Genomic DNA, 20,980 nt, shown 5'->3' on the forward strand with positions numbered 1-20,980 from the left:
CGTGTCCTGTATTTCATCGGCCGTGTCCTGTATTTCATCTAATTGAAAACTACCCGATAGCCTTTTCGTAGCGCTTGTTAATTGCCGCCCAATTAACAACATTCCACCAAGCTTTTAAGTAGTCGGCGCGAAGGTTTTGGTATTTGAGATAATAAGCGTGTTCCCAAACATCGTTACCCATAATTGGATAGTTGCCCTCCATGAAAGGAGTGTCTTGATTTGCCGTAGTTGTAATCTCAAGTTTGCCAGCTTTATTGCGGACTAGCCACACCCAACCGCTGCCAAAACGCTTGGCGCCGGCATCGTTAAATTTTGTTTTAAAATCGTTAACACTGCCGAAATTTTGCTGAATTGCTGTTGCAAGTGCCCCTGTGGGTTCGCCGCCGCCGTTGGGACCCATGATTTCCCAAAACATACTGTGATTTAGGTGTCCGCCACCATTGTTACGCACGGTTGTGCGAATATCTTCCGGCACTTTGCTCAAATCTCGCAGCATATCTTCCGCAGAGATATTTTTGAGTTGCGGGTATTTACTGACAGCATCGTTGAGGTTTTTAACGTAAGCGGCGTGGTGTTTGTCGTGGTGAAATTGCATTGTCCGCGCATCGATGTGCGGTTCTAAAGCATTGTATTCGTAGGGCAGAGGTGGCAGTGTAAAAGGCCCCGGAGTTTGGGCTATTTTTGGACTTTCTGCAATTGGACTTGCTTGCGATACATTATTTCCTGACGCTTGGCAAGCACCTGCGGTAATAGCTCCGACGGTGGCTGTCACTAAATACAAGAAATCTCGGCGTTTGAGAGTCATAAAAAGTACCTAAGTGAATTATTAACTGTTTTATCTCAGATTAAAGCAAAATGGGAGTGAGTTGAGAAAAAAAGTGGTATCGCCCGAATGGATGAGACGGATGGGCGATGGTTCTGAGAGTTTCTCAAGTATAGGCTAATTGTGTGCGCGTAACTAACTCACGTGCTCCGGTTCACTAATCCGGTTTCTGTCTCGAAACCGGGTTTTTTTTGATTATTCTTGGGACAAGCGCTGGATGGCTTCGCCCCCAAAAAGCCGATCGGCTGCTTGAAGAATACCGGGAATTTTAGCAGCGTGGGGACTGTGCGCTAGACAGCGGCGCAAGTCTAATTCATCGAGGCGATTCCCTACGGGATAGCTACGGTTCACGGCTTTTTGGCCGGGGAACCAGTGGCCCCCATTACCTAAAAGGTTGTAGCGCATCTTGCAATAGTCGATCGTATCGTAAGCCTGCGCCAAATTCCACAGCCACAAAATCACATAAATATTAATACCTCCGGGAGTATTTTCTATAGTTGGTAAACCGACGTGCCAAGTTTTAAACCAATCTTCTCCTAATTTATCAATTGCTGCTTTTTCTAACTTTTCTAATATCGGAGGCAAAATTTCATCTGATCTATCTAACAATTCTAAAACTTTGAGATGTTCGTTAAAATTTTCAGGTTTCGCTGCACCCAAACTCAAAGTGTGTACTTGCGGATGCGACAAACAAAACAAATCATTAAACACCATCGGGCTCAGCGGATAGCACAAGTCGATTAATTTTTGTGGCGGGTTGTAAAGTTGACCGCCTTTGTCGGAAGGACTGATAATAAAAACGCCCATATCGTGACGTTTAGCAGCTTCAATAGCAGGCCAATTACTTTGATTGATGTAGTACCAGTGCAAGTTAAGATAATCAAATTGATTGGTTTCAATTGTTTTGACAATCACGTCCGTCGGGCCGTGAGTTGAAAAACCAATAAACTTAACTTTCCCTTCTGCTTGCAACTTTCTCGCCACATCCATGCAGCCGCCCGGACGGATAGACTCCTCTAACAATTCCCACGTATTAATACCGTGTAGCGACAGTAAATCGACGTATTCCAGTTGCAAATAAGCTAAGGATTTATCAAATTCTTCGCGAAACTCTTGGGAGTTCTGTTTGGGGCTAACTTTCGTTTGCACGATCAAGTTTTCGCGGGGAAAGTTCGGCAAAATTCGCCCCAATTGCATCTCGGAAGTGCCGTAACCGCGAGCAGTTTCTATGTGATTGATTCCGCATTCAACTGAGTAGCTAATCGTCGCTTCTAGATTTTGTTGATTGTCTGGGGGGACTTCATTGGCTGGCACGTCTTGCCATTTGTACTGATATCTCATGCCACCGCAGGAAAAGACGGGCATGGATAATTCTGTGCGACCGAATCTGCGATATTGCATCATAAACAGTTGACAGTTGACAGTTGACAGTTGACAGTTGACAGTTGACAGTTGACAGTTGACAGTTGACAGTTGACAGTTGACAGATGAATCGCCTGGTTTTTAGGATGGAGATTTATAAACCACCCTAAAAATATTCCTCCGCCATACAGGAGTTTAAACCCCTGAATTTTGACAATCAAAGTCAAGGTAAGCCCAAGTGCATTTAAATTGTATAGTCAAATTTAAGAAAAGTCTTGTGGGGAGTAGGGGTTGGGCCCGAAAGCCCGCCCTAAAAATACAATTTAGATGCCCAACAGCTTAACTCGCATATTGCAGCATTCTCCTGAACAGGCAAAATGCCTGTTCCACCAAGAGTTTTTGACCGCCAGTGGGGCAGTTTTGACTATTGAGAAATCTCCCGGACTACGGGTTTTCCGTCTTGGATTTCGCCGACTAAAACCAAATCTGTACAGTCTACAAACAAACCATTTTCTAACACACCGGGAATGTTATTCAAGCTTTTTTCCATTTCTCCGGGGTTGGCAATGTCATCAAATTTGACATCAATTACCATATTACCTTGATCGGTAATTACGGGGCCTGCTTTTTTCACGCCCATGCGGAGTTCGGGTTTGCCACCCAATTTTTCAATGGCGCGCATCACGGGTGTTAATGCCATCGGTATAACTTCGATGGGGACGCGAAAAGTCGAACCCAATTTATCTACGATTTTAGAACTGTCAACTACTACAATAAATTGAGTGGCGAGGTAATCGACTACTTTTTCGCGGGTGTGGGCGGCGCCGCCACCTTTAATTAAGTTGAGGTGGGGATCGACTTCATCAGCGCCGTCAATAGCCACATCAATTCTGTCAATTTCATCTAGTGTTGTCAGCGGTACTCCGTACTGTTTGGCTAACACTTCTGATTGAAAAGATGTCGGCACTCCCTTGATATCTTTGAGTTCACCTGATTTTATGCGGTCGCCCAATGCTTGAATAGTATAAGCTGTAGTTGACCCGGTGCCTAGTCCGACAATCATACCAGATTTTACGCGATCGGCAGCAGCAAAGCCGACTTGCTGTTTCATCAATTTTACGGGATCTTGTTCTGTGGTCATGTTCGGTACTCCTTAATAGTTTTAAGATTATACCATTGAATGAAAATCGGCTTTCTCGATACCTACACCTGGGATTACAATATTGCAACTCCTTACCGCGAACCTTTGGGAGGCACTCAGTCTGCTATTTGTTACTTAGCTGAGGCGTTGGCTGCACAGGGAAACGAGGTATTTTTGCTCAACAATACTTCCGAGTCGGGGATGTCGCACGGTGTTGATTGCAGGCGCAGGGTGGGGGACAAATCTAATTTATAATTGCTGCGATCGCTCGATTTTTTAGTTATAGTTAATATAGCCGGCAAAGCGCTGGAAGTTAAGCGGCTTTTGGGGGAACAAACTAAATTAATTTTGTGGATTAATAACGAACCCGGCTTTGTATTCCTCGAAAATTTTAAGAATGAGCGAGAAATCAATGCTTGCGATGCCTTTGTATTTGTCAGCGACTGGCAGCTCGAGCAATTTTGCCAGCGCTTTGGGAGTTAATTCCATCGCAGTTGTGTTTTAACAAATGCGATTACACCTTGTTTTGCTAACATTTTCCCCGATAATATTTCTATTTTCTCTCAAAAATCTCTGCCGCCCATTCTAGCTTACACCAGCACTCCATTTCGCGGACTCGATATTTTGTTAAAAGTCTTTCCCGCAATTCGTCAAGCTTTCCCCGGAACCACATTAAAAGTATTTTCGAGCATGAAAGTACACCAAATAGACGACAATGATAACCAGCTTTTTTGCGGTCAACTTTACCGCCAGTGTCAGGGAACAGAAGGCGTCGAGTACGTCGGTTCCATACCCCAACCCGAACTCCTCCGGCAACTGCGTTCAGTTGCGGTTTTAGCTTACCCGAATACCTATTTGGAAACCTCATCTATTGCGGTGATGGAGGCGATGGCCAGTGGTTGCCGGATTGTGACGAGTGAATTGGCAGCTTTGCCGGAAACAACTGCTGGATTTGCCCGTCTAGTTTCAATGTCAGGGGTGGAAAATTTTGCATTGATCACTAATTAGAAGCGGGCGGGCAAAGCAGATTGGGAGGGATATACAAGGCGGTTTTCAGAGGCCGTAGTCCGAGTTTTAAATGAGGCCAGGGGTGCGGGCGGCGCCACTGCTGAAAATCATCGGAGACAGCAGGTAGAATATATAAATCGAGGGTGTACTTGGTCTGTGCGATCCCGATAGTGGGTAGAATGGCTGAATAGTATTAGTGTAAAACCTGTAAGAGTGGCAGAGCAAATGATCGGGAATTCTTTAGTAGGTTTAGAGGCAGTGAGAGATTATTTTCAAAAGGGAAATTGGCTGAAAGAGCGAGGTGATCTCGGTGGCGCAATCGAGAATTATCAGAAAGCTTTAGATTTCAATCCAGGAGATGCAGAAGTTCATAAAAAGTTGGCGGAAGTTTATGTTTTGCAAGGAGAATTTGAAAATGCGATCGCCTCTTGCAATCTTGCTCTTAAATTCAAACCTAATTTTGCTGCCGCTTACTTGACAATGGGCAATGCCCTGCACAGTCAAGAAAAGCTGGAAAGGGCAATTGAAGCTTACTTGCAAGCTTTAGAAATTCAGCCGGAATTTGCTGAAGCCAGCGCGAATCTCGGCAGTATGTATTACAAGTTAGGGCAATTGGAACAGGCGGCAAATTATTACCAGAAAGCTCTGGCGATTAATCCTCAATTGTGTTCGGTCAATATGATGCTGGGCAGCGTTTTGCAGCAGCAAGGAAAGTTAGATGCAGCCATTGCTTGCTATCAAAAAGTGCTGCAACAGCAACCGGAAGATGCCAGCGCTGCTGAGAAACTATCGAGTTTGATCGCACAAAAAGAGCGGGAAAATACTGACAGCAACTTTATTGAATTAGAAACAGAATCAGGGGAAACGCAACCAGTATCTGTCAACAAAGATGAAGGCTACGGCTTGCAGCCTTCGAGCATCAATTTGTCGCCAGCCCCCACCACTGAGACTTTAAATACTCCCTTTACAAACCCCGCCGAACTTTCCGAACAAGTTACCTCGCTCAACGTTCCAGATAGCGGACAAGTTGCCAATTTTGAAGAAGTAGAACCGTACAATAAACTCGCCGAAAACTTTTTACTTCAAGGTAAAATTAAAGAGGCGATCGCAGCTTGTCAGCAAGCGCTAAAAATTCGACCGGATTTCATCTACGCTTACGTCACTTTAGGCAATGCCTTGCAAGCAGGAGGCAAAACTGAAGCTGCAATTCGATCGTATTCTCAAGCCCTAGAATTGCAGCCAAATTTTGCGGAAGTGCGCGCCAATATCGGCAGTATGTATTTCAAAATGGGGCGTTTGGAAGAAGCGATCGCCCATTACCAGCAAGCCATTGCCCTGAGTCCTGATTTAGCGGGAGCTCACTGGAATTTAGGGAAAGTATATCACCAACACGGCAACATCGAAGCTGCGATCGCCTGTTTTAAAAGAACATCCGAACTCAACCCGCAGCTAGTCGGTGCAGACTTCCACTTTAACTTAGGTAATCGGCTTTTCAGCCAAGGAAAGCGCGAGGAAGCCATCGAAAGCTACGAAAATGCGATCGCCATTAAACCGGATTGGGCCGAAGCTTACGGTAACATCGGCAGCGCGCGATCCCAACAAGGCAATCTCGATGCTGCCATCGCTTACTATCAGAAAGCTGTAGCTTTAAAGCCGCATTTAGAAGTTTTGCACTTCAATATAGCCAATTCTTTTTTACAGCAAAACAAGTACGACGAAGCAATTACTAATTATCAAAACACTCTGAAAATAAAGCCCGACTGGCCGGAAGTTCACGCTAACCTCGGCAGTTGTTTTTCCATGCAGGGGCGGCTGGAAGAAGCTTTAGCCAGCTATCAGCAAGCTTTGGGATTAAAACCGAATTGGGCAGAGGTTTACTGCCGGATGGGACACATTCAGAAACAAGATAAGCCGTTGGAGGCGATCGCCAATTTTGAAAAAGCGATCCAATGCAACCCTAAATTTAGCGAAGCCTACCAACAACTGTGCGACTTGCTAAGCCATTCCACCAACCTCGCCGGAGCCCGTAGCATAGCCGACAAATACTGCGAAAACTGTGGCGAAAATGCCCCAATCATGTCAGCTACAGCCTACGTCTTTTCCTACCTGCAATCAGGTGTCAGCCAACACGCAATTCAAAAACTCGAAGAAATCGAAAAACTCTGCTACGAAAAGGTCGAAACCTTTAGTGTTATCGAACTAAAACTGCTCTACGAAATCTTCCTGTTTGCAGTTTCTCACCTGCGAGACAACCGCGAAAAGAATGCCAGTTTCTACAGACTAATTGCCAAAGAATACTACCAAAAAGCCGTCCCTAAGCGCCAAGACATTAACAGAATCAACTTAGCAAATTACCAAACAAAAGAACAGCGTCCTTTAAAAATCGGCTTTCTTTCCAAACACTTCCGCCGCCACTCAGTAGGCTGGTGCAGCGAAGCTCTAATTCGCGAATTAAGCCACATCACCCCCCACGTGCACCTTTACGTCACCGGCAAACTCCACCGAGATGAAGTTACGCAGCGGTTTGAAGACATGGCGGGCAAGTTTTACTGGCCTAAAAAATATCCAAACGGCTTTGCTGATGGCGGTGAAATCTTCGCCGAAGTAGCGCAAGACAACTTGGATGTTTTGATAGACTTAGACTCGATGACAGTGCCAACAAATGTGGAAGTGCTGTATCAATATCCTGCGGGTATTTGCGTTTCTTGGCTAGGATTTGACGCACCCTACATTTCAGATAATCACTACTTTCTCTGCGACGAACACACTCACCCCCCTGGTGTGGAAAAAAATTACTTAGAACAGTTAGTAAGATTGCCTGTTTGTTCGGTAGCAATTGGTGCACTGCAAAGCATTCCTGTGAATCGAGAGGCGATTAGAAATGCTCTCGGAATTGGTTTAGAGCAAATGACTTATCTGTGCGTTGCCCCCGGGAGAAAAACCAATCCCGAAATGGTACGAGCTCAAGTTACAATTCTTAAGGAAGTACCAGAGAGTGTGTTAATCCGCAAAGGTCAAGGCGACCCGGATGTTATTCACAGCACTTACCGCCAAGAATGCGAAATTCAGGGAGTAGATTTTGGTCGGATTAAGTTTATAGGGCAAACCAGAAGTGAAGAAGAGCACCGCGCTATTTATTATGTAGCCGACGTGCTTTTAGATTCCTATCCTTACAACGGCGGGACTCACAATTTAGAGGCTTTGTGGGCGAATTTGCCAGTGGTAACTCGATCGGGCGACCAATATCTTTCGCGCATGGGTTACGCTTTTCTGAAAAGTGCAAATGTTGATGTTGGTGCGGCGTGGACTTGGGAGGAATACACGCAGTGGGGAGTTAAGTTTGGTCGCGATGCGGGTTTCAGAAATGCGGTGAAAGAGCATTTATTAAAATCTAAGCAGCCAGAACATCTCGCACCTTTGTGGAATCCTAAAAAGTTGGCTGAGGATATGTATGAGGTGTTTCAAAAACTGTTAGCTAAATAGGTAGGGAATTGCTATAGGAATTCCTCATTACTTGTGAACTCCTTCCTACCTCTCTTCTCTTCCTCTGCGCCTCTGCGTTCTCTGCGGTTCAATAAAAAAAGAGAGCTTAGGTAGAGAAACGTGGTTTCTGGATATTTGTACGCTACTCACGGTAAAGTTTTGTAAAAAAATCCGTGGAAATGCGTAAAAATTCCGCGCCGATTCTGATAGATAAATAGCTGATTCATAGTACCGCGATCGCACTAACTTTATGCCAGTTAGGGCGATCGTTTTTTTGTGGTGCTAGAATTACGCACAAGTTAAAGTTGCGTAAATTTTTTGACAGGAGGTAGAAAAACGATGACACTCATCAGTAAATTTGCTAGGCTTTCACATTATAAAACTCAGCAAAATCATCTACCTTTAGGTACATCATGCCCAATCTTACCCTCTACGACGCGATTACCAACCTTCCAGCAGGAACGCCCCCCGGCATAGGGACGCCCAACGCCACCGCCCTTGCTTACGGACAAATAGCCCCGCCCGGTACGGCACTTCCCGCCCCTTTCCCCCCTGCTTCTCTGGCTACGGGTGCGTTTACGCCAAACTCGACGGGTATCAATACTCGTACCATCTACACTCCTAATAGCAATGCTGGCTATGCGGGTTACAACAATTACGATCCGCAATCGCTACTTACTCCGACACCAGCGATACTGCCGCCTTTCACCACCTCCACATTAGACCGCACCGCTGGTTATACGATATCTTTTAATGCAGCAATTCCCACAGAAACTAGCAACCCCAACCGCGCGGGTTTTAGTGTCACAGCTATTAGCAGCGACGGCTTGAACGGTTTAGAATTGGGTTTTAAAAATGGCAGAATATTCGGTCAGTCAGCAAATTTTCAAGAGTCTGAAACAGTTAATTTTAATACCGCTGCTAATAACAATTATGTCCTGAAAGTACAAGGCACTACTTACCAGCTTTTTGCTAATAATTCCGCCGCCCCAATCCTAACAGGGCCGCTGCGTCCAATTCAGTTTAACCCCAATCAAACTTTTCCTCCTTTACCTTTCAATCCTTACACATTGCCGAGTTTCCTATTTTTTGGGGACAATACTGACCAGGGAAGCGCTACATTTCGCTTGGGCAGGATAGCTGTTAATGACTTGCCTGTTGCTACTCCAGACAATGCGGTAACAACTGTCGGCACTCCTAATATTAAAATTCAAGTCCTGACCAACGATACGGGCGGCACAAAAGCACTGAGAGTGCAGAGTGTTACTCAACCAACAGGCGGCACTGTTACTGTTGATGACTGGATTTATGCAGGAGGAAATTTCACGAATATCGGCGGGCAGCCACGCAATTATATTGCCCGATTGTACGGCAGCGACGGCACGGCAGATCCTACTTTTAATCCCAATGCGAATAGTTGGATCTGGGCGATCGCGATCGATGCTAATGGGAACCCAGTAGTAGGGGGCGAATTCACCAATATCGGCGGGCAGCCGCGCAACTATATTGCCCGGTTGAACAGCAGCGACGGCACGGCAGATCCTACTTTTAACCCCAATGCGAATAATAGTGTCAGAGAGATCGCGTTCGATACTAACGGCAACCCAGTAATAGGTGGCTTTTTCACCAATATCGGCGAGCAGCCGCGCAACTATATTGCTCGACTCAACAGTAGCAACGGCACGGCAGATCCTACCTTCAACCCCAACGCTAATTATTATGTCAGGGAGATCGGGTTCGATGCTAACGGCAACCCAGTAGTAGGGGGCGAATTCACCAATATCGGCGGCGGGCAGCCTCGCAATTATATTGCCCGGTTGAACAGCAGCACTGGGTTGGCAGATCCTACTTTCAACCCAAATGCGAATAATAGTGTCCTCGCGATCGCGATCGATGCTAATAACAATCCAGTAGTCGGGGGCACTTTTACCAATATCGACGGGCAACCCCGTAACAATATTGCCCGGTTGAACAGCAGCACTGGGTTGGCAGATCCTACTTTCAACCCCAACGCGAATAATAGTATCGCTGGGAGCGTGATCGATGAGATCGCGATCGATGCTAACGGCAACCAAGTAGTAGGGGGCCTTTTCACCAATATCGGCGGGCAGCCACGCAATTCTATTGCCCGGTTGAACAGCAGCACTGGGTTGGCAGATCCTACTTTTAATCCCAATGCGAATAATAGAGTCATAGCGATCGCACTTGATGCTAATAACAACCCAGTAGTAGGTGGCCCATTCACCAGTATCGGCGGGCAACCGCGCAACTATATTGCCCGGTTGAACAGCACCAATGGCACAGCAGATCCTGCTTTTAACCCCAATGCCGATAGTACAGTCTTTGCGATCGCGATCGACCCCAAACGCAGCATTGTCTACACTCCTAAGCCCACTTTCAACGGCCTCGACACCTTCTCCTACACAACTACCGACGGTTACAGTACCTCAACATCACAAGTCAGCGTCCTCGTCAACAATTCCCCAGTCTTAGACAACTCGGGCACGCCTAATTTAACAGCGATTAATGTAAACGAAACCAACAACAGCGGCACATTAATATCTGCTATTATCGGCAGCAGCATCACCGACCCAAACGACGCCATTTCCCTTCGTCCGAGAGGCATCGCTCTCACAAATTTAGATACTACAAATGGCACTTGGCAGTATACGACAGACGGCACAAATTGGAACAATATTACTACTGTTCCTACCGCTGCAACTGCCCTGTTGTTAGCAGCAGACGCGACAACTCGCCTCCGCTTCGTTCCCAATAGCAACTACACCGGAACAGTTACTAACGGCATTACTTTCAATGCTTGGGATAGAATTACCGGCACTAACGGCGGCACGGCAGATGTGACAGGGGACTTAGAAAATAATGGCGTTTCTAGTCCTTTTAGTACAGCCAGCGAAACAGCCAGCATTACAGTTAGTCCTTTAGCTGCTATTACTAATATCACATCAGATCAGGCAGATGGAAGTTACGGCATCGGTGCAGTAATTCCCATTACCGTCACATTCAGTCAACCAGTTACTGTTACGGGTACGCCGCAGCTTACCTTAGCCACAGGCGGTGCAGGTACTGTGATTAATTATGCCAGTGGCAGCGGCAGCAATACTCTGACATTTAATTACACAGTCACAGCAGGCAATAGCAGTCTCGACTTAGATTATACCTCCGCAACTGCCTTATCTCTCAACGGCGGTAGTATTAGGAATTTGACTAATGGTGATGCTGTCTTGACTTTGCCGAATCCGGCTGCTGCTAATTCCTTGGGTCAAAATAAGGCAATAGTAATAAATGGCATTGCCCCAACTGTAAATCCGACAACTATTGCTGATATTACGGTCGCGGGGGGAACCACTCAAGATTTTACTGTTACTTTTAACGATGATAGCGCGATCGATGTTACAACTCTAGACAGTTCTGACTTTTTAATCAATTGGTCGGGCGGTGGTATTCCTGTTAACTTTGTCAGTATTGATACTAATACGAATGGCTTGACGCGGACAGCTACTTATTCATTTACTCCGCCTGGGGGAAGTTGGGATATTGCAGATAATAATCCAACTTACAGTATTAATCTGCAAGGTAATCAAATTCAAGATACTGCTGGGAATCCTGTAAATCCTACGATTTTAGGAACTTTCAGCGTTAATATTACCGCGCCAACTCCCACCCCGACTCCCACACCAACTCCCACACCAACGGAAACTCCGACTCCCACTCCCACACCAACTCCCACACCAACGGAAACTCCGACTCCCACTCCGACTCCCACTCCGACTCCAACGGAAACGGAAACTCCGACTCCGACTCCAACGGAAACGGAAACTCCGACTCCGACTCCGACTCCAACGGAAACTCAGACTCCAACGGAAACGGAAACTCCGACTCCGACTCCAACGGAAACTCCGACTCCGACTCCAACCGGAACACCAACTCCGACTCCGACTCCAACGGAAACGGAAACTCCAACGGAAACGGAAACTCCGACTCCGACTCCGACTCCAACGCCAACGGAAACTCCGACTCCGACTCCAACGGAAACTCCGACTCCGACTCCAACGCCAACGGGAACTCCGACTCCAACGCCAACGGGAACTCCGACTCCAACGCCAACGGGAACCCCGACTCCGACTCCCACGGGAACACCTACTCCAACGCCAACTGGAACACCAACTCCGACTCCGACTCCCACGGGAACACCGACTCCGACTCCGACGCCAACGGAAACTCCGACTCCGACGGGAACACCGACTCCGACTCCGACGCCAACGGAAACTCCGACTCCGACGGGAACACCGACTCCAACTCCAACGGAAACTCCGACTCCGACGGGAACACCGACTCCAACTCCAACGGGAACACCAACTCCGACGCCGACCCCAGCCGGAACGCCTACGCCAACGCCCACTGAAAGCGATTGCATTTGCGATACTATTCCGCAGCCCAATTTCAACCAACCCAATCAAGTTGACAATATTATCAACAGCAATGGTAGCGGTGAAATTCAGTTTGGCACTGCAGGAAATGATGCTTTTTACGGCAGTCCAAATCAGAACCTTTTCGATGGGGATTTAGGCGACGATAACCTCTATGGCGGTGAAGGAAACGATATCCTTTACGGGAACCGAGGCAATGATTTTATTGACGGGAACAAGGGAGATGATATCCTTTTTGGAGGAAAGAATAATGACATCATTTTTGGTGGTGAAGGTGAAGATATTATTTTTGGCAATCGTGGCAATGATTCCATAAATGGCAAGGAAGAAAACGACTTAATTTTTGGCAATGAAGGTGCTGATTTTATCGACGGCGGTAAAGGTAATGATTCTGCATTTGGTGGCAAAGGTAATGATATTGTGTTGGGTGGCAAAGGCAATGATCTTCTCTACGGCAATTCGGGCAGCGATACTATCTGCGGAGGTGCTGGCAAGGATTTTTTAAGTGGGAATCAAAGTAACGATTTGCTGGATGGCTGCGAGGAAAATGATACTATCTTTGGCGGGGCTGGTAGTGACACTCTCACTGGCGGTTTGGGCGATGATATTTTAATCTCCGGTTTGGGGGATGATACTATAATTGGGGGTCTAGGAAATGACACATTTGTGTTAGAAAGTAACGGCGGATTTGATATTATTTATGATTTCACGAAAGGGCTGGATGTGCTACAATATAAAGGCGGAACTATTGGAAATTTGGCAATAACTCAAATTCCAGAAGGCTCTTTAATTAGTAAAGCAAATGGGGAACGGTTGGTTCTGTTGGTAGGAGTGGAAGCTAGTGCGATCGCACTTAGCGATATCACTTTACTTTAGTTATTGGTTATTTGTTGGTTATGAGTTAGGGGAAACAAATAACTACTCACCAACAAGTAACAAGTAACAAGTAACAACTACTCATTAATAGCCACTCGATCGCGCCCGCCAGACTTAGCTCGATACAGTGCCTTATCCGCCGCTTCAATCAACATTTTCGGGGAGTTTTGACTTTGCGAAACGCCCGCCACTCCCAAGCTGAGAGTCACACAATCACTGACAACAGACTTGATGTGGGGAATGGCCAATGCTTTGACGCGGCTGCGGATTGCCTCCGCAACCGCCTGTGCAGCGACGACATCCGTATTTGGCAAAATTACCCCAAATTCCTCGCCGCCGTACCTAGCAGCCAAATAGAGGCGTTCTGCGGGTGCCTTTGTGCAAGCATCCCCGATCGCCCGCGCCACTTGCTGCAAACAAGCATCCCCGGCTTGGTGGCCGTAATTGTCGTTGTAAAGTTTAAAACAGTCAATGTCGCACAGAATCAAAGATAGCGGTTCCGAAGAGCTCGACTGCTCCCATTCTCGGTTGATCACCTCGTCAAAACGGCGGCGGTTAGCTAGTTGAGTCAGACTGTCCAAATTCGCCAACCCGTCCAACCGCTGGTTGGCCGCAGCTAGCTGCTGGTAAAGTAAAGATTGTTCGATCGCGATCGCAACTTGAGTACCCAACTGACTCAGCAAATCCACATCAAACTGCTGCCACTGGCGGGGTGCCGAACAGTGGTGGGCAATCAGCAAACCCCACAACTTCGGCACTTGACAAGAACCGTTCCCTTCCCTAGGTTCTATTCCCTGCTGGACAATCGGCACCACCAAATTTGCCTTCACCTGACAAGTCTCCAAAAAATTCAGGTGACACTCGCTCAAATTAGAAGCATGAATATCCTCTATGGCGCGAATGCGGCCCTTTAAATACTGTCCGATGTAAGTATTGGCAAAACAGCAATCGTCAATTCCCATCCCTTTGAGTGGCATCCATCCTTCTGCAACCGACTCCACCACCACATCTCCGTTCCAGTCTGGTCGGAAGCGGAAAATCAGCACGCGATCGGTTGCCAAAAACTCCCGCACTTCCGCTACTGTAGTGTTGAGAATATCTTGGAGATCCAGAGAAGAACGAATGCGCGATTGAATCTGCCCGATCAGGCGTTCCCGTTCTATTTGTTGCCGCAGCGCGACTTGGGCTTGCTTACTTTTAGTAATGTCCCGACCTTCCGGCAGCAACAATACTATTTTGCCAGTTTCATCCGCGACAGGTTTGAGAGAAAAATCAACAATTGCCGTCCGATTTACACCTTGAACTTCCACTTCATAGCGGACAAATTCACCTTGTGCCGATCGAGAAATCGCCTCCTGCAACTGTTCCTGAACTTCCTCAGAATCTCCCCACCAAGGCAATAGCCAAAACGGTTTATTAGCCACATCCCGTAGCTTAATTCCCGCAAAATCTAGAGAAGTTTGGTTAGCTTCCAGCAGAGTACCGTCCGGTTTCAATAAGCTCACAAATTGGAAAGAAGAATCAAAAATTGCCCGAAAGCGCCTTTGAGAATCTCCCAACATTGCCGTCACTTTTTCGCGAGAGGTAATATCGCGGAAGCGCCACACCCTGCCAATAATATTTTGTCCGACTCTAATTGGCTGCGTGTAGCGCTCAAAAGTGCGGCCGTCTTTAAATTCTAGAATATCGCAACCTTCCGACTCCGCATCACTATAAAATTCTTTAACTCTCTGCAAAAAAGCCCTCGGATCTTTCACTTGCTTAGTGAGAAATGCCAGCCGCACCGTTCTATCCATTGAGTTTCTAACTTCTTCATAAATCCCCCACATTTGAACTAACTTTTCGTTATAACTAATCATTTCTCCGGCGGTAGTAACGGCGAGAATGCCGTCTGCCGTTGCTTCTAAGGTAGCGTGCAGCAAAGAGCGCGATCGCTCTAATTCTGCAGCGGTCAATTTGCGTTCCGTGAGGTCTCGGACTGCTTTCACCTGTACTAAACGACCTTCCCAAAATACGAATTTGCTGCGAACGTCAGCAGGAAAAGCAGTTCCATCTCGCTTAAGAAAAATAGTTTCACAGACTGTATTGCTGGCTGCTGAAATCATTTGCGGCGCCTGTTTGTATGATTTCGGCGACAGTAGTTCCAGCAAGCTCATTCCCACCATTTCCGCCGGTTCGTAACCGAAAAGTTGGGCAAAATTACTGCTGACGCTCAAAATTGTGTCGCGGTCAGCCACGGCAACTGCTTCAAAATAAGCTTCGCATTCGAGCAAGCGCGCTGCTGAGTAACTGCTGCCATTTTCGCCCGAGGAATAGCTGTTGTTAATTAACTGTTGCAATTGCGTATTTGCCGAGTACAAAGCGGTCATGGCTTGCCTGTACATAGCAGTACGTTTTTCGACTTTTTGTGCGAGGCGATCGCGATATTCTCGCAGTTCTCTTTCGACTTTAATTAAATCAGTAATATCTACTGCAAACACGATTACACCAGCGACTTTACCTGTTTCATCACGGTAAGGTATTTTATCTGTCCGCACCCAGCATTTTTGACCCGAAACTGTTGGTAGCAGTTCGACTTGCCCCTGCTTGGGAATGCCGGAATTGATTACTTCCAAATCTTCTAAATAATATTGCTCTGCTTCGTCTGGATAGATTTCATAAAAAGATTTACCTTCTAATTGAGCTGCGGGCAAACCTCTTGATGCAGCGGCGGCTTGATTAATTCGCAGCAGGCGACTTTCGGTATCTTTGAGCCAAATCATCGCCGGCACGGAATCAAAAATAATTTGCTGTTCTTGTTGCTGCAGGCGTAGTTCTGCTTCTGCTTGTTTTCTTTTAATTATTTCTTTTTGCAGTTTTTGATTAGCTTTTTTGAGTTCAGCAGTGCGTCTTTCTACTCTTTCTTCTAGTTGATCGTAGTATTGGGTCAGCAAGTTTTGCTGCTGTTCGTGCCGCATTGCTTCTAATTTTAACTTTTCGCTAGCTGACAAACTTGAGGATACAAAATCTGCTAATATTTGGGTAAATTCGTGTTCTTCTTCCGTCCAATCACCGTCGGAACCCTGGCGTTCGGCGCTGACTATTCCCAACCTTTGACCTGCTAGCATAATCGGTACGTTTAACAGGGAGGTCGTTGCCTGATCGAGCAAATAAAGGCCGACAAGTTCTCGTGTTCTGGGGTCATTTTCTGCTGCCACAGTAGCGATCACACTTGCAGATTTTAAAGCTTGAAAATATGCCGGACAGTCGGATGCTGTGATGATGATTTGTACGGAATGGAGTTTAGTATTTTGTTCGTAAAGGTCGATACAGTGAAGCTGCGTTTTGTCTTCGCCATACAGCCAAATACTAGCTCGATCGCAGTTGACAATACTGACAGCGGTTTCTGTTACTTCGCGGATGAAGTCTTCTATATTGTGGCGTTCTTTAAGTTGACTTTTGGCTAATTTTGCGATCGCCAAAGTTGGACTGCGCCAATTTCCTCTCTGGTTGGGCGGCATGGGTGACTGCGAAGTGGCCTTAATTTCTTCGCAAACTAACAGTACAGCCGGTCGTTGGAAATTGGCAAGTGAGCGACCCTTGGTATTTTCATCTATTTTCCAATCTACCGCCGGCATTGGTCGCGCTGTTGCTTTTACCCTAATAATCTTGCCGTCTTTGCAAGTCAAGCAGCCTTCCCAACAGGCAATTTTTGGAGTTGGCGTACCGTTTTCCGGCTGGGCCAATCCGGCAAATTCTGCCTGCATTTTCCCTTGCTCTTGGCAGTAAAATATGTTAAAAATTGAATGACAAATTAATTCCTGCGATTTGTAGGCGAGGCGAGACGTGCCGAATTCATTTAGCGAAAAAACTCTTCCCAAAGCATCTAGAACGAAGTAAATGCCCGGAAAATTCTCGTAGAGAGTTCCATACCAATCTTGTTCGACTTGTTGGCTACACGAAAGTTTTGCTGTCGCGAAGTCGCCGTCGGTGTCGATCAAGTGAGAATAGTTGGTTTCGGGGTTGCTTGAATTACTTTTTTTAGCAAACACTTTTAGCTTAACTCGACTGTAATTAATTTTACTTTCTGGAATTTAACTTTTTTGTGAAACTAAATTAAACCTGTTGTTTGAAAAAAGTTACAATTTGTAACAAAAATACCACTTGTCCAGCACCCTGATTTTCGCTTCCCAATGCAACCACTGTGTTTGTTTGTAGTTGGTAGACCCTCTGCCGGCGATATTTCCCGCTAGTTGCAATACCAGCAGGTTTAGCTGCAATTACCCAGTCTGTACTTTTAGCATCCTAGACAATAAAAAAAATCGGCAATCAATAGTTTTAAGTATATATGATAACACTCAAATACCTAGTATTGGGACTGACCTACTTCGGATTCGGTTTGGGATATTTGCCGGGGCGGCGGATGAACCGGGCGGCGGTTGCAATTATCGGGTCAGCTTTTGTGGTGGCTTTAGGGATACTCGACCTGAAAACTGCTTGGGAGGCGATCGACCCAAGTACGATGTTTTGTGTTGGGAATGACGATCGTGAATATAGTTAATTAGACTGTTTAATAAATATTTGTAATAATTAAGTTAAGTAAATCTTATAAGGCACAATCGACCACGGGCTTTAGTCCTATAGTTTATACTTAATCTTGTGCAGCAAACGCTAAGGAGGTAAGAAAGAGTGAGTACCGTAAAACCCGCTGCGAAACCCAGACTTAATTCTGCGTTCAAACAATTGATGTCTTTACACTGGGTAATGTCAGCTTGCTATTTAGTGCTGTTTATTACCGGTACTTCTATGGCTCAATTGCCAGGAGAATTGTTTATTCGAGGCCCCCTTTACGATTTTCACAAATCCGTAGGAGTGCTGACAATGGCTTTACTGACTTGGCGGATTTTAACTCTGCTGCGGGTATGGTGGAAAAAATATACTAAACGCCTGCCAAAGTTTACGAAGGAATGGTACAAAAATTTTGCTCTGCACGCAACTTTGTACGTTTTTATGTGGCTAGTTCCGGTTGCTGGTTTCTTACTTTCTAACTCTTACAAAAGTAACAATGTGAAATTTTTCGGGATTCTTTTGCCGGATATGTTTCCGCAGAATTCCGCAATGGTTGAGGTGGGAAGGAGTTTGCATTTTTGGCTAGGGTACACGTTTTTAGCATTCGCGATTTTGCATATTTTAGATCAGAAGAAAGTTGTGAGGGCTAATTGGCGCAGGTTGGAAAATTTTGTTCGCACTAAGTTCGCAAAGTCTCAAAAGGTTGGATAAAGTTGCGATGAGGTACTATATCTAAATTGGTATTGATAAATTTACTGCAAAACTGGCTATTTTCCACGGCGATATTTAGCGCTAGTTGCAATGCCAGCAGGTTTAGCTGCAATTACCCGGTCTGTACTTTTAGCATCCCAGACAATGGAAAAAAGCGGCAATCAAGGATTTTAAGTATATATGATAACACTCAAATACCTAGTATTGGGACTGACCTACTTGGGATTCGGTTTGGGATATTTGCCGGGGCTGCGGATGAACCGGGCGGCGATTGCAATTGTCGGGTCAGGTTTTGCGGTGGCTTTGGGAATACTTAACCTCAAAACTGCTTGGGAGGCGATCGACCCAAATACGATCGTTTTTTTGCTGGGAATGATGGTCGTTAATTCGGCTTTGGGAGCATCGGGTTTTTTTCAACTCGCTTTGGAGTTTTTAACTCGCTTTACTCGTTCTCCTTTCGGCATTATGGTGGCAGTTACTTTTGGCAGCGGCATTTTATCGGCATTTTTTCTTAACGACACTACTGCTATTTTGCTGGCCCCTTTAACGCTGAGTCTGACTCGCTCTTTGTCTCTCAATCCTATCCCTTATCTTTTAGCTTTAGCCGGAGGTACTAATTTAGGTTCAGTGGCGACTGTGAGTGGCAACCCGCAAAATATTCTCGTCGGTTCTTTTTCGGGAATTAGTTATTTGGAATTTGCCCGGTCTCTCGCACCAGTAGCTTTAATTTGTTTGCTGGTTCAAGTAGCTTGGCTGTGGTTGCTTTATCCAGAATTGCGTTCTTGCAAATCTTTGCCGCAGGTTACTCAAGTCAGGTATCGATTGTTCAAGCCTTTGCTAGCAAAAAGTTTGTGGGTGACAGCAGCACTTTTAGTAGCTTTTTTAGCGGGTGCACCTTTAGCAGAATCTGCCTGGATAGCTGCCAGTATATTGTTAATTACTAGGCGCGTCAAGTCCGATCGCATTTTGCAAGGCGTCGATTGGAATTTGCTAGTAATGTTTGCAGGATTGTTTGTGGTGACTAAAGCCACTCAACAACTGGGTTTGTTGGACAATTTAACTAATTTGACTAATACACCGCTGAGTTTGTTGGGAGTTACCGTAATTCTTTCTAACTTAATTTCTAACGTACCGGCAGTGTTGGTTCTGCAATCGGTGATTGTCAAAACAGATACGCAAGCTTGGCTGTTGTTGGCAGCGGCTTCTACCCTGGCAGGGAATTTAACTTTGTTGGGTTCTGTGGCTAATTTAATTGTAGCTGAAGTCGTAGGACAATCAGGCGATCGGCTGACTTTTAAGGAACATTTGCGGTTCGGGCTGCCGCTGACTTTCTTTACTTTGGCAATAGCTTATTTTTGGCTGTACTAAAAGAGGATAATCATTGCCCTATCAGGCTCGTACAATTAAATTTTAGTTTTGGGCTTTTAGCTGTGCAAACTGGATTTGTTTTCCATGAACCGCAGAGAGCGCAGAGGGCGCAGAGGGGAGATGAGAAGAGAATAAATGAGAGAAAAAGATGTAGGTTTATAGCCTATCGCAGATTTCGGTATAATACAAAATCCGGGAAATAAAACCCCTTTATCCTCCGATTCCGTATGCTATAATGTGCAAAAACAATATCACCAAGTCATGAGATATGATAATCTTCAGCGATTCTAAAGATATCTATTATTTAAGGAACTATCATCCTCTTAAGTGGCAAGGCGAAGAGAATGATTGTTTTGATTACTTTAGTGAAAAAATACTTGAATTGAAAAACAAAGAAAAAACAAGTATTGATTTCTGGTTTGAGGAGCTAAAAAAGCATTTAAAGATGGATGAGAGCTTTGCCATTGCTGTAGTTCCTTCACATTCGTCAGGTAATCAAGTATCGGGTATCCATCTAGTAGCCCAAAAATTAGCTAAATCTCTCCCAGAAAAAATCACTGACGCAACTCTTTGCTTAATACGAGTTAAAAACATCGATCGATTATCTACAGGAGGCAATCGGGAACTCGACATTCATTTTCAATCAATGAAAGTAATCAATTTAGAATTGATTCAAAATAAAAATGTTCTTTTGCTCGATGATGTATCAACGACTGGTAATTCTTTACGCGCAGGCAAAGAGTTACTTCTGAAAGCAGGTGCTAGTAAAGTGAAATGTGTAGCTCTCGGAAAAACAGTCACATATTATGATTTTGATGATTCAGTTTACGAAAAAATGGGTAGGGATGCTAGTGGCTGTTTCTATGCTATAGACAACTGGGAAATTGATGAACACGAAAAAATTTGCAGGGATGCAGAACAGTCTCACTTTTGTATTTGTGAAGAAGCTGAAGACCTACGAAAACAAATAAAAGATGAGGTAGAGTATGCTGGCGATGCTATAGACAACTGGGAAATTGAGGAACACGAAAAAATTTGCAGGGATGCAGAACAGTCTCAATTTTGTATTTGTGAAGAAGCTGAAGACCTACGAAAACAAATAAAAGATGAGGTAGAGTATGCTGGCGATCAAATACAAAGAGGCGCGCATTATAGTCACCTCGAATTATGTTTTATACCAATCCGGGGTTAGATATCCCTGTTATGACTCGG

The 20,980-nt window shown here is 45.5% G+C and carries 13 protein-coding genes; 9 read left to right on the forward strand and 4 right to left on the reverse strand.

Features of this window, described 5'->3' with window-relative positions; translation table 11 throughout:
• Positions 1–49: 49 nt before the first annotated feature.
• The 3 genes from QUA90_RS16145 to rpiA all read right to left on the reverse strand — a co-directional run bounded on the left by QUA90_RS16145 (position 50) and on the right by rpiA (position 3,326).
• A complete protein-coding gene (locus QUA90_RS16145) occupies positions 50–805 on the reverse strand; it encodes a Fe-Mn family superoxide dismutase (protein WP_333446502.1) in 756 nt (251 codons plus the stop codon).
• Positions 806–1,018: 213 nt separating this feature from the next.
• The gene (locus QUA90_RS16150) at positions 1,019–2,227 is read right to left on the reverse strand and encodes an aldo/keto reductase (protein WP_445242780.1); all 1,209 of its coding nucleotides are present in this window, start codon (positions 2,225–2,227) and stop codon (positions 1,019–1,021) included.
• A 382-nt stretch (positions 2,228–2,609) separates the two neighbouring features.
• Positions 2,610–3,326 carry a ribose-5-phosphate isomerase RpiA gene (rpiA, locus tag QUA90_RS16155; RefSeq protein ID WP_333383137.1) on the reverse strand — a complete coding sequence of 239 codons (717 nt, stop codon included), beginning with the start codon at positions 3,324–3,326 and terminating at the stop codon, positions 2,610–2,612.
• A gap of 39 nt (positions 3,327–3,365) precedes the next feature.
• Between rpiA and QUA90_RS16160 the strand changes: the two genes are divergently transcribed.
• The 5 genes from QUA90_RS16160 to QUA90_RS16180 all read left to right on the forward strand — a co-directional run bounded on the left by QUA90_RS16160 (position 3,366) and on the right by QUA90_RS16180 (position 13,141).
• On the forward strand, positions 3,366–3,581 hold the full coding sequence (locus tag QUA90_RS16160) for a hypothetical protein (RefSeq protein WP_333323924.1): 216 nt from the start codon (positions 3,366–3,368) through the stop codon (positions 3,579–3,581).
• Positions 3,582–3,809: a hypothetical protein gene (locus QUA90_RS16165; protein ID WP_333383134.1), complete on the forward strand. Its 228-nt coding sequence runs from the start codon at positions 3,582–3,584 to the stop codon at positions 3,807–3,809.
• A 99-nt stretch (positions 3,810–3,908) separates the two neighbouring features.
• Positions 3,909–4,334, forward strand: coding sequence for a glycosyltransferase (locus tag QUA90_RS16170; protein WP_333446543.1), 426 nt, complete (start codon positions 3,909–3,911; stop codon positions 4,332–4,334).
• Positions 4,335–4,547: 213 nt separating this feature from the next.
• Entirely contained in the window at positions 4,548–7,817 is a 3,270-nt protein-coding gene (locus tag QUA90_RS16175; protein ID WP_333446504.1) for a tetratricopeptide repeat protein, read from the forward strand.
• Between the two features lie 413 nt (positions 7,818–8,230).
• Positions 8,231–13,141, forward strand: a complete 4,911-nt coding sequence (locus tag QUA90_RS16180; protein ID WP_333383128.1) for a choice-of-anchor Y domain-containing protein — start codon at positions 8,231–8,233, stop codon at positions 13,139–13,141.
• 77 nt (positions 13,142–13,218) lie between these two features.
• On the opposite strand, the gene QUA90_RS16185 is transcribed toward QUA90_RS16180, so the two are convergent.
• Entirely contained in the window at positions 13,219–17,172 is a 3,954-nt protein-coding gene (locus tag QUA90_RS16185; protein ID WP_333446506.1) for a PAS domain S-box protein, read from the reverse strand.
• Between the two features lie 296 nt (positions 17,173–17,468).
• Between QUA90_RS16185 and QUA90_RS16190 the strand changes: the two genes are divergently transcribed.
• The 4 genes from QUA90_RS16190 (at position 17,469) to QUA90_RS16205 (ending at position 20,960) form a co-directional block, all read left to right on the forward strand.
• Positions 17,469–17,681 carry a hypothetical protein gene (locus QUA90_RS16190; protein WP_333383122.1) on the forward strand — a complete coding sequence of 71 codons (213 nt, stop codon included), beginning with the start codon at positions 17,469–17,471 and terminating at the stop codon, positions 17,679–17,681.
• Between the two features lie 128 nt (positions 17,682–17,809).
• Positions 17,810–18,400, forward strand: coding sequence for a cytochrome b (locus tag QUA90_RS16195; protein ID WP_333383119.1), 591 nt, complete (start codon positions 17,810–17,812; stop codon positions 18,398–18,400).
• 180 nt (positions 18,401–18,580) lie between these two features.
• Positions 18,581–19,768 carry an anion transporter gene (locus tag QUA90_RS16200; RefSeq protein ID WP_333446508.1) on the forward strand — a complete coding sequence of 396 codons (1,188 nt, stop codon included), beginning with the start codon at positions 18,581–18,583 and terminating at the stop codon, positions 19,766–19,768.
• A 268-nt stretch (positions 19,769–20,036) separates the two neighbouring features.
• Entirely contained in the window at positions 20,037–20,960 is a 924-nt protein-coding gene (locus QUA90_RS16205; RefSeq protein WP_333446510.1) for a phosphoribosyltransferase, read from the forward strand.
• Positions 20,961–20,980 lie beyond the last annotated feature (20 nt).

Origin of the sequence: Microcoleus sp. D3_18_C4 (assembly GCF_036702355.1) — a bacterium.
Lineage (GTDB): Bacteria > Cyanobacteriota > Cyanobacteriia > Cyanobacteriales > Microcoleaceae > Microcoleus.